We start from the raw sequence: 11329 nt of genomic DNA, 5'->3' as shown, positions 1-11329 counted from the left end.
ACGCCCTGGATCATCCGTCATGAAGATATCGAGCAACTCGATATCCAGCACCATTCCGGCAGGAGCGGACACAGTCCATTATCACGATCACAGGATCAGCAGATCCAGCTTTTTCAATAACATAGCGAGGTGTGCATTATGTCGTGGGATCGGTTGCGCCTGTGACCAGCACGTTCTCATGGCGGTCGATCCAGTCGCCGCCGACGAGCCTGGCGAAGACGCGAGCGCGGCCGCAAGGTCTATTCCCTGCACGCTCCCGAGGTGGAATGCATCGGCAAGGGTAAGGCCCACAAGCCCTATGAGTTCGACGTCAAGGTCTCGGTCGCCAACACGCTGCAGCGCAGCCGCGGCGGCCGGTTCGTCGCCCATGTCAAGGCGCTGCCCGGCAATCCCTATGACGGCCACACGCTGGCCACCGTCATTCCCGCCATCGAGACCGCGATCGGCGCCAATCTCGGCAAGATCGTCGCCGATGCCGGCTATCGCGGCCACAACGCGCCGAAGGACAAGATGTTCAAGGTCCATGTCGCCGGCTACAGGCGCGGCCTCACCAAGGCCAACGTTTAGTAGTCCATCTAAATCTCAAAAATCTTTCTGGGCGCAGTGGTCAGGACCTCGACGCCGGAGTCGGTGACGCGGAATGTCTCACTACTGACATATCCGAAGTCCTCCTCGATCCAGTTGCCCAGCATTAGGTGGAACGTCATGTTGGGCTTCAGTTCCGTCATATCGTCACCCTTGAGGCTCGCGGTCGGCTCGATCCATCCGATCCCGTGGGCGTAGCCGCAGCGCGTCTCCTTCTCGAGCCCCTGCTTCTCGATCGTGCGATAGAATGCGTTGGCGACGTCACTGCAGGTCGCTCCCGGGCGAACCGCCTCAAGAGCAGCCTCAAGACCAGCGGCCTGGATCTCATGAACTCGACGCAGGCGAGCCGACGGTGCGCCAATCGAGTACGTGCGCATAAGCCCGGCACAATAGCCGTGGCGCGTCCCGCCGAGTTCAAGATTGATCTGTGAGCCAGCGCGAAATACATCCTCACTCCAGTTGATGTGGCACGTTCCCGTCCGGGGGGAGGAACACAAGCTGATTGTTGCTAGCTTCGTTCCGGGCTTGCCATTCACACCGCGTATCAAGGTTCCCGCGATTTCCGCGACCGCGTCGGCTTCACGCACGCCAGGGCGTATCACCTCAGCGGCGCGCAGGATCGCAGCGTCTGATATTGCGGCCGCTTCTCGCATAACCTCAATCTCGAGGTCGGACTTGATAAGCCGAATCCAGGTGACCGCCTTGGTGCAATCCACGATTCTGGCCTCGGGCAGTCGCCTCCTAAACTTTTCCGCCGACTGCGCCGGGAGGCTGTATAGCTCGATGCCTATGCCGCAGTTCGCGTGTCCACTATCTTTCAGGAAATCGATTATCGGGTCGTACCCATCTTTCTCAGGATTCCCGATGAGCGATTCGGGGTAGGCGATGATCTTGTCGCGCTCCATGAAGCAATGATGGACGGCTGCCGGCGCATCGCAGCGACGCAATATGAAAGTCGGTTCCTCCTCATGCATCGAAACAACGAGTGCCTGGGGGACGTAGCCCGAATGTGCGGTGTACCCCGTGAGATAAGTAATGTTGTGTTGGTCGGACACGACGAGTGCATCGATGTCGCGCCGTGCCATTTCCGACTTCGCCATGGCGAGCCGACGCACGTATTCACTTCTAGGGAATGCCTGCGGTCCTCTGCTAATCGTCATGAATTCAACTCCATCTAGATCACCTCCGCACGGAAATTGCGTCATAGCCTCGCAACGCTTTCTCCGTGGAATCTTCTCAAACAGCCAGCGCCGTCTCGACCAGGTTCACCCAATAGCCGACGCCACAAGGCAGGGCTTCGTCGTTGAAATCATATTCCGGGTTGTGCACACCAGCAGTCGGACCATTGCCATGGAGAATGTATGCGCCTGGCGCGCCTCTGTTCCGGGGCATTTTCCTGAACGAGCTCTGCCTCGGCAGCGCCTCACCCAAACTGGAGCAAAGTCGAAGGCGCGTACGTACAGTTGGCATATGAAGCTCTCGCAATTGCGGCTCATAGCGGTCGAGGGCTGCCAATAGACGATCCTGCCAACCCGGTGCCCGGATCCCATGCGGTCACCTCATGCGTGCCAGTAATGAACAATGCCACCCAGCTCGCGCCTGTGGTCCCTGTGCCAATGAATGCGATGCGCATGATTACCTCTCATATCAATGGATTTGGAGAAAACCTGAAGAACTTGAAACGATGACAACATTAGGCGCCAACGGACTCAAGCGTCACCCGGCATACGGTTGTGATATCGTAGATAGGAAGCCCAGCCATCCGACGGATTGCCGGCGTTATCGGCGGGAAACCCGTGCAAGTGAACAGTAGCGCAGCGATGTCCGGATTTGCGACGCGGAGCCGCGCGACGCAAGCAGCTACATCATTTTCGATATCGGCGACATCGGTCGGTTGCGGCGGACGCATGGACGCGTTTTCCAACAACTTACCGCCTTCGATGCCGCCGATGACGATCCGATCCCGGTCGGCCTGATCAGTGAGCCCAAGCAAATCATCTCGAAACACTCGTGAATCAGCTGTGACAACAGCGAGTTTCGCTTTTGGGCCCAGTTGGCGGAGCAGCGCCGGCACTAAGAGCAGGCTGGACATTACTACCGGGACACTTACCGCCGCAGCCACCGCCGCCTGATGCCGAACAGCAGAGCCGCAGTTCGAGCTGATTACGACTGCGCCTCGCTCTACCAGCCTCCGAGCTGCTGTCACAAACGCAGGCTCGAGCGCAGGATCGCCCTGCATGACAACATCCGCCCAGGCTCCCTCGACGGTTTCCGATATTACGGGAAAGTCGAAAGTAGCTGAACTAAACAGCGAGCCGGACGGCGGCGCCGGCGGCGTCACGCCGGGTGGCAAGCCACGTTCCAAGTCCAAAATTCCAAGACAGCTTCCGGCTTGCGACGCCATTCCGGCCTCCAAGGGCATGTAGTTAAATTTGATGTGCGTGGTATATGCGCCTCCCCTGTTCGTCAAATATCGATTGTCGCCGCCGACCATCTGGGTGCAAGATGGCCGTGTGCGATCGGAGGTCGGAGATCTAGTAGTTACCGCCTAACAGAAGAGTCCGATTGGGATTCCCTTTGGGGAGTGTGCGTGCGAGTCTGGCGCATGCGCACAGGAAGATGATCCGCTACTACCAGTCTCGCCGACCGCCAGAGACAGAGCTGCGTGGTCTGCTGCGTCTGCGGTCTAGACTAAATGGTCGCCTGGGACTGGCGAACATTTAACAAGTTTGCGGTGTCGCTATTGCGACGGGTGATTACGCCTGCATATTCGGTCATACAGGTCGCCGAACGTCGCCGCCTCGATTATCTCATCCAATTGCGGAGACCTCCAGAGGTCGCTTTGATTCAGGTGAGCTTGGAGTTCTGCGGCTATCAGGCTATCTCCCCCAACATCAAAGAAGTTATCATCCCATCCTATTTCGTCGTCTCCGATAATAGTCTTGACTTCATCAAGGAAAATTCTCCTCGTATCACCATTAGGCAACGTGTTGTCGCTTCCTGTTTCGATTTCTTCTGTTGGCATAGATCTTTTCTTCTCTTCTGGCTGCTCGTCCGGCGTCGTGAACACTTCCCCCCTTTGCCGTTCTCGCTCCCCGGGCCGCCGCGGAACCGTCGGGGCCGCGGGCTGATCGTCCGGCCAGCATCGGTGACCGTCGAATGAGTATGTTGGAAGGGGAATGCGACGGCGAGTACCGAACGGTTCCAATTGATCACTGGCCCGTTTCCAATCCACCGCAACACCCGCGGCCCAGAGTGCCCCAAGGCATTCCAGAAGGACATGGCGGTCAGTGGACTCTTCATCGTTCTCGTCGCGCGCGGCTGGGACAATCGATGGAATTCGGGTCTTACGATCCTTCGGGTTGATCGTCCCATGTGCGAAACGCGCCAGATTGCGCGAAGGCCCAAGGTCAATGAGCACAGTTACACCAGCCGCGGCCGTGGTCTGGATAGAGCGATCGAATCGGATAGTCTCAGTTGCTTGCCCACTCCAGTGGCTCTCCGGCAAGGGTACTTTCACGCCATGCAGGGTTCCTGAATTCAGTGCTATGGCGACATTCGGCAGACCCTTTTCGAGTATGCGGACCTGCGCGTCGATGACGTCAGTCGCTCCTTTCATCAGCGGGGAATGGCTGGGGACGCCAGCTGTATTAACGAGGTTGTTGGGGATCCGTCGCTGTTCGAGACTTTGCTGAAGTCTTTCCAGAAGTTCCCGCTTGCCGGTGAGCACGACGCTGGTAACTGAGTTCACGACACCGATGCCAATCTCGCCAGCTTCAGCTCGATCACGCCAAGCATCCTCCGTGAGAATACGCTCAGCCTCGTTCGGGCCGCATCCCGCCGCAAGCATAGCACCATCGATACCAAGATTCGCCATCGCGCGGCTCCGAACGACCGTCAGACCAACAGCATCTTCTACTTTTAGAATGCCCGCTAGGGTGGCCACAACGTATTCGCTCATGCTGTGTCCGACGAGATAACCGGGCCGCACTCCAAACAGTTCTAGCAAACGGGCCATGGCGTATTGCACGGAGAAAATCATGACACTGATTTCTTCGAAGGAAGCCGTCCGGTATGCGTCGTCTTCCCCAAACATGACCGTCTCCAGGTCACGATCCAGAACCCGGCGACTAGCGGCGGCACAAGCCAGGAAAGCATTGCGAAAGTCTGGCACGTGATCAAAGAGGTCCTTGAACATTCGCGGGTGCTGCACTCCGCAGCCGGGCAGCATGAACCCAATCGACGGCGAGGAAAGAGTCCGATCCGCTGCACGATCCACCTCTTCTTCCAACCTCGCGATGGCCGTGTCCAAGTTGCGCGCCACAACGACGGTTCGATGCTCGAACTGGCATCTCGCCACGTGTAGGGTGTGAGCGACGTCACCAAGATCGATATCGCGGTTACGCCGCAGGTACGCGGCTAGATTCCGGCAGGCTCGGCTTAGCGCCGACGGGGTCTTTGCAGATAGGCAAAGGGCGTGAGATCCCCGCGCGACCGATCCGGGCCAAGCCCTTGTATTGTCGCTGTCCCATTCCTGCAGCACGACATGGCAGTTGGTTCCGCCCATACCGAGCCCAGTGACTCCGGCAGTTCGCGAGCGTCCCGGCGGACGGGGCCAAGGTCTAAGCTGCTCATTGATGAAGAAGGGCGTGTCTTCCAGACCCAAATCTTCGTTCAGCCGGTTGATTTTGATAGTCGGGGGGATTACTCCGTGCTGAAGGGTGAGAACTGTCTTGATAAAGCTCGCGACCCCTGAGGCGATGTTGGCATGGCCGATATTCGGTTTAATTGACCCGAGCGCACAGGCATTGCCCGTTTTCTCTTGCCCCGCGAAGACCTCTGCCAGAGCGCGGACCTCGATCGGGTCGCCGACCTTGGTGCCGGTCCCATGAGTTTCGATGTATTCCACATCTTCAGGGCCGAGTGCCGCGGAGGCAAGTGCTTGGCGCACAACTTCGGCCTGGCCTCGCGCGCTAGGCGCCGAGAAGGACGATTTGGCGCGGCCATCGTTGTTAATGGCACATCCTTTTACCACCGCGTGGATCGGGTCGTTCGCCTCAAGCGCGTCTTCAAGGCGCTTGAGAACGATAACCCCTACCCCATCTCCGAGCACCGTGCCACTGGCATCGGCATCAAAGGCTCGGCACACACCGTCCGAAGATTTAATGAAGTCCTTGACAAACTGATACCCCGCTTGAGGGAAGGTGATACTCGAGCTCCCTGCCAACGCCATGTCGCAATAGCCGGCGGCGAGTGACTGAGCGGCGACCGCGATCGCCACTAACCCAGTTGAGCATGAGGTTTGCACCGCAATGCTTGGGCCGTTGAGGTTCAGCATGTAGGACACGCGCGAGGCAAGGTAGTCCTTCTCGTTGCCGAGCTCCGTCAGGAAAGCGAGTGGCGCGTTGGTGGGATCGATGAGGCCGCTGCCCTTCAAATGGTGCAGTAGATAGAGTGGAGAAGAAGAACCTGCGAACACTCCGGTCCGGCCTTCGTGCTGGGTTGGCGCATATCCGGCCGACTCGAGTGCCTTCCAGCAGCATTCGAGAAACAGGCGATGCTGCGGGTCCATTAATATTGCCTCACGCCTCGAAAGGTTCCAGAAATCCGGATCGAAAAGGTCCACGTCGTTGAGATGGGCACCCACGCGCACATAATCGGGGCGCTTCAGGACAGCCTCCGGAATGCCCCGAGCCTTGAGTTCCTGCGCGGAGAGCGAGGTGATCGAGCACACTCCATGGCAGAGGTTCTCCCACAACGCGTCAACCGTCTCCGCGCCAGGAAAACGCGCGGCCATACCAATCACCGCAACGTCCATACTGGGGCTGTGTCGACGATCCAACGCTTTCGCATGCGCCTTACCCGGCAAGACTGGCGGTGTTTTGGGGAGCTTGGCGCTTTGAGGACATCCCTGCTCGCCAATGCGTTTGCGGAGAAGAGCCGCGAGTTCGTTAAAGGATGGATTGAGGAAGACCTCCACTACGCGGAGTTCCACCTTCAGACTCTCACGAAGCTGCGTGCAGAGACGGGCAGCCAGAAGGGAGTGTCCGCCGCAGTCGAAAAAGTTGTCGCCCGGATCGGCAGCTTCGGCCTGGAGAAGGTCGCGCCAAGCTGCGCGAAGTGCCGGTTCGACCTCGTCGATACCGCTCACCGCAGCGCACGCCTCTTGCGCGAGTTCGCGAAGGCGCGACCGATCAAGTTTCCCGTTGGGCGCTATGGGCAATTCCGTCAGAGCAACGAACTTTGACGGAATTGCGTAGTCCGGCACCTCAGACTTCAGATACGCCCGCAAAGAAGCCTGCCACCCCTTGCTCGGATTCCGCAAGACTACATAGGCGATCAGCCGATCAGGCTGGCCGGTCGTCGGATTGAGCTCGGGCAATACGGCGGCGGAGCAAATGCCGGCGTACCGAAGCAAAGCAGCTTCTACAGACGCTGGAACGACGCTGTATCCCCGGATCTTCACCATGAAAGCGCAGCGCCCCAAAATCTCCAGTTGGCCGCCGGGCAGCATGCGGCCAAGATCGCCCGTGCGGAACATCGTGCCTTCAGCGCGGAACGGGTCGGGAAGGAACCTTTCGCGTGTCATCTCCGGGCTATCAAGATATCCATGAGCCAAGACATCGCCGCCGACGAAGACCTCGCCCAAGAAGCCCAGAGGGACGGGATCGCGCTGCTCCCCGAGGATATAGACACTGACATTGTACTGAGGGGAACCGACCGGTGCGACCTTTTGTATTGTCGCAGGATCGATCTCGCTCAAGTCAATATGCGCGACATCATGTGCCTCGGATGCGCCGTAGTAATTGATGATTCTGACGTGCGGCAGCGCATCCCTCACACGCGCAAGCAACACTGCCGTTAATACCTCGCCTGATAGGTATATAAATCGGAGATCCGAAAGGCGGGAAGGAACGTCGAGGGAGCCGCTGCTGAGAAGCACATCCAACAATGAGGGGGTTAGCAATATTCTGGAAATTCGATTTCGTGCCAGGTAGTCGACCAGTTGGTGCGGATCGTAGATAACGTCGTCAGGGATCAGATAGGCTGGAATCCCGGCGAGGATCGGCCGCATGATGGCCCCGAAGAGATTGACCGCTTCACGCTCATCAGACGCATATGGCAGCGCGCTATAGCGCCACTGGTAAGAGGCTACAGCGCTTCGATGAGGACAGACGATGCCTTTTGGTTCACCAGTCGTGCCAGACGAAAATGCAATATGGGCCGGCGCGTCGAGATCCACCGCTTGGGGATTGACCGGACTGGCCTGGCCAAGTTGTGCTTCCCAACCCTCGTCGAGAGACAGCGCAATACCGGGCCAGTCAGTCGGAAGCTTAGTTGCAAAACGGTTGTTGGTGACAACGATTTCAACACATGCTTTCTCAAGTATTCGCTTTACTGCAGCGATGGGCAGTGCTTTGTCCAGCACGATGTAGGCCGCCCCAGTCTTATGAATACCGAACAACGCGACGGCGTATTCAGGTGAAGTATCCATCAGGATACCCACGCGGGAACCTCGGCTCTGACCATGTCCAAGCAGGTGCCTGGACAGAATCTCGCTCAGGTCATCGAGTTCACGATATGTAATGACCCCAGCCTCTGAAACGATGGCAGGACTGTCCGGGGTGAGAGCCGCTTGTTTGCGGAATTGCTCATGCAGCGTTAGATTATTATAGGGGAAAACCTCGCCGTGTTGGATGGAAGCCGGAAGCTGTCCTTTCACCTCGCCAACCTCGCGCAGGAGGCTACCCACCACCTCCTCCGTCATGGAATGAGTGAAAAAGTGATCGCTATCAAACATAATTCGGGCGAATCGCGACGTCGTAAGCCGACGCCATTCGTCTAGGTCATTGGTATTGATCTGGTCCTTAACTCCGCCCATTGCGGTGATTGCTGCCTTGAGAGGCGTCGCCCGGTTTCGGTCGTAAGTCTCCGCAAGTTCGAAGTCGGCCCGCAGGGGCGGCAAAATGAAGTCCAGTAGCAGTTTCTCGTTTGCCAGCGCCCTCTTGGGGACCATGCCAAGGGTACGGATCACATCGGTTAACTTATCATCCTCGTATTTATACATCGGCGGCTCTTCCGGGGGCAGATCGGCCGACGGGTGAGCAGATACGACAACATGGAAGGGAGATGGCCGACCGGCCTCCTCCAGAGAGCGAGCAATCTCGTAGGCCACGAGGGCACCTGCGCTATGACCGAAGAAAACAAAAGGCCTATCGCTGTATGCCCGGAGCGCCTCGATGACCATGGGTACCAGTACGTCCATCCTGCGAATGGCGGCCTCCGCTGATCGTTTGCCGCGCCCGGGAAGATCCAGGCAAATAAGCTCAACGTCGTCGGGGAGATAGTCCGGCCAATTGCGGAACGACTGGACGCTACCCCCCCCATGAGGGAAGCAAACTATCCGATACGACGGCTCAAGTGAACCCTTTACGACACTAAGAAATGATTTACCTTCACCAGGAACTTGTTCCATCTCTTAAATACTCCACCGAGATTACGCCCGCCAATATCATCTCTAAGCAGGCCACTTTCAACCTAACTTTCCGGCGGCGAATATAACAACGACTAGCGAATGTCGAAAGGCAATGTTTGTTAAACTTGATGGAATCTTTGTTAAGTAAGTTGCAACATGATAATTTTATATGAATCTAGCTTATCCATTTGACATTTGACACGAGCGCGCGTTTGAAGCCTTCATCGGGCGCTCGCCTGATACCGTGACGGCCGAGGATCTGCGGCGTTTCCAACCGCACCAGACGCAAGCTGGCGTGCGGCCGCCGGGGATCAACAGCTCGGTCTCGGCGCTGCGCTTCTTCTTCACCGTCACGCTCGAGGGCCCGATCTCTCGCGCCGTCTCACCGTCGTCCAGGAGCAGCGCAAGCTGCCGCTGGTGTTGAGCGTCGAGGAGGTGGCGCGGCTGCTCGAAGCCGCACCGGGTCCGAAGTACAAGGCCGCCCTCTGCTGCCGCCGCAACTGCTCGCACTGCTGCGCGCCTGGTGGCGCGAGGGCGATCGCCGCGGCGTGATGCTGCCGCGGGGCTGGCTGTTTCCGGGCCGCAACCCGATCACGCCGCTGTCCACGCGACAGGTGAACCGCGCCGTCCACGCCGCGGCGCAGGCCGCCGAGATCAAGAGGCGGGTGACACCACACACGCTGCGCCACAGCTTCGCCACCCATCTCCTGGAAGAGGGCGTGGACATTCGCGTCATCCAAGTCTTGCTCGGACATGCCAAACTTAACACGACCGCGCTCTATGCCCGCGTTGCCACCAAAACGCTCCGCACCGTGGTGAGCCCGCTGGACCGGATCAGGCTGCAGGCAGACGAGGAGACGAGACCGGACGGCTGACGCGGCGGCGGTGCGCCGCCCGTGCCTGGAGGTCGCCGACATCTTCCTTCGCCACGGCGCCGCCTGGGTGCGCAGCCCAGGCCGGCCACTTGAGCCTCGGCCAGCTAAACGTGATCTCGGCGATCGAGACCTGCCGCACCGCAGCCCTCGGCGGTCATGTCGAGGCTGCGAGGACTGCGGCCATAGACCGATCGCCTTTGATAGTTGTCGCGACAGACATTGCCCCAAATGCCAGGGCGCCGATCTACCGGATCGAGGAATGCATCCGCGGCATGAGCGCTGAGCAGCGCCTGTCGGTGCGCAAGGCCAAGAGCGCTCCGCCCATGGCGGCACAGCGGCGGCCGCATCCGCCGGTCTTCGGCATGGATGGCTCGACGGCTATCTGACCACCCTCATCATCGGGCCCCGCTTCATCGACCCGCGCCAATGGATTCCTCTGTTTGCAGGCGAGAAAACGCTGATGGCGCTCGAAGGCACGACCGAGGCGCTCGTCGTTCAGACGCTCGCTGCCAACTATAACCGGATCTCGAGCGGGCTTGCCGAAAGACCGGAAACCTGGCGCCCGCGCTTTGCGCGGCGCAATGACGGTTCCTCGACCCCTTCCACTGGTCGACTGCCTTCCTGCTCGCTACCGACTACGCCACAAGGCTCTGGCGCCCCTGTTCTCCGCGGTCATGCCGCAACCGGCGACATCATCGCCCCGATCCGGGACACAACGGGGGTGAACTCTGTCTCCACGACGCGGGCGTCGCCGCCGTTGCAAAGGCGATCGTCGCCATCCGCTCGTACTTCATGCCCAAGCGAGCCAAAGCGGCCCGCATCTGACCCCTGCCTCTGTCAAGCAAAGACAGCCGTGCGGTGCTCGTGACGCTTACGATCGAGCTGGCGGGGTTGACCGATACGCTGATTGCCGATGCCGACGGTATCTACCACCTGCTCCTTTGTTTGGCTGAAGAAAGGCGACGCGCCAGCCCGCCTCAATAATCTGCGCGACGGTCGCGAAGCCGATCCCGGTCGCTCTGCCATTGACGACCGCAACGCCAACAGGTTCGCTGCGTCCTTGCGTCATAAGACGGACTCCATGTCGCGAACGGTGTCGCGGTCGAGCGTGCCGTCAAAGAGAGAAAGCGCTGGATGAGTCTCCGGATCGGCCATAACCTCGACCAGCCACGGTCGCCCTGACACGCGGGCGCCTCGTCGAGGGCAGGCCCGACGTCGCCCGGCGCCTTGGCCACGGTCGCACCGCAGCCGCACGCCCGCGCGATTGCAGCCTGGTCAACCCGGGCGAAATGGCAGGCGCTCGTTTAGCAGGCTTCTCTGATTGGGGTCGTTGAGGTCAAGCTCCTCCTGATATTTTTCCGGACCATGTCGCCCCGCGGGTCACTCGCTTCTC

The 11329-nt window shown here is 59.2% G+C and carries 5 protein-coding genes and 3 pseudogenes; 4 read left to right on the top strand and 4 right to left on the bottom strand.

Annotated elements, in window-relative coordinates; translation table 11 throughout:
* Positions 1–207: 207 nt before the first annotated feature.
* Positions 208–558 (top strand): annotated as a pseudogene (locus NKI70_RS33535) (IS5/IS1182 family transposase); the annotation flags it as partial.
* 17 nt (positions 559–575) lie between these two features.
* On the opposite strand, the gene NKI70_RS33530 reads toward NKI70_RS33535, so the two are convergent.
* The 4 genes and pseudogenes from NKI70_RS33530 to NKI70_RS33515 all read right to left on the bottom strand — a co-directional run bounded on the left by NKI70_RS33530 (position 576) and on the right by NKI70_RS33515 (position 9061).
* Positions 576–1745 (bottom strand): M24 family metallopeptidase, encoded by a 1170-nt coding sequence (locus tag NKI70_RS33530; RefSeq protein ID WP_352726387.1) that lies wholly within the window; start codon positions 1743–1745, stop codon positions 576–578.
* Positions 1746–1821: 76 nt separating this feature from the next.
* A pseudogene (locus NKI70_RS33525) lies at positions 1822–1956 on the bottom strand (amidohydrolase); the annotation flags it as partial.
* A gap of 322 nt (positions 1957–2278) precedes the next feature.
* Positions 2279–2989: an aspartate/glutamate racemase family protein gene (locus tag NKI70_RS33520; protein ID WP_352726384.1), complete on the bottom strand. Its 711-nt coding sequence runs from the start codon at positions 2987–2989 to the stop codon at positions 2279–2281.
* A gap of 336 nt (positions 2990–3325) precedes the next feature.
* The gene (locus tag NKI70_RS33515; protein ID WP_352726382.1) at positions 3326–9061 is read right to left on the bottom strand and encodes an alpha/beta fold hydrolase; all 5736 of its coding nucleotides are present in this window, start codon (positions 9059–9061) and stop codon (positions 3326–3328) included.
* Between the two features lie 551 nt (positions 9062–9612).
* Here NKI70_RS33515 and NKI70_RS34165 point away from each other — a divergent pair.
* The 3 genes and pseudogenes from NKI70_RS34165 to NKI70_RS33500 all read left to right on the top strand — a co-directional run bounded on the left by NKI70_RS34165 (position 9613) and on the right by NKI70_RS33500 (position 10804).
* Positions 9613–9936, top strand: a complete 324-nt coding sequence (locus NKI70_RS34165; RefSeq protein WP_502898955.1) for a tyrosine-type recombinase/integrase — start codon at positions 9613–9615, stop codon at positions 9934–9936.
* Between the two features lie 10 nt (positions 9937–9946).
* Positions 9947–10174: pseudogene (locus NKI70_RS33505) on the top strand (transposase zinc-binding domain-containing protein); the annotation flags it as partial.
* Positions 10175–10318: 144 nt separating this feature from the next.
* Positions 10319–10804 carry a YecA/YgfB family protein gene (locus NKI70_RS33500; protein WP_352726389.1) on the top strand — a complete coding sequence of 162 codons (486 nt, stop codon included), beginning with the start codon at positions 10319–10321 and terminating at the stop codon, positions 10802–10804.
* Positions 10805–11329 lie beyond the last annotated feature (525 nt).

This window comes from Mesorhizobium sp. M0500, assembly GCF_040321165.1.
In the GTDB taxonomy this organism is placed as follows: domain Bacteria; phylum Pseudomonadota; class Alphaproteobacteria; order Rhizobiales; family Rhizobiaceae; genus Mesorhizobium.
Note: the sequence above shows the minus strand (reverse complement) of the source record. Positions and strands in the feature narration are given on the sequence as shown.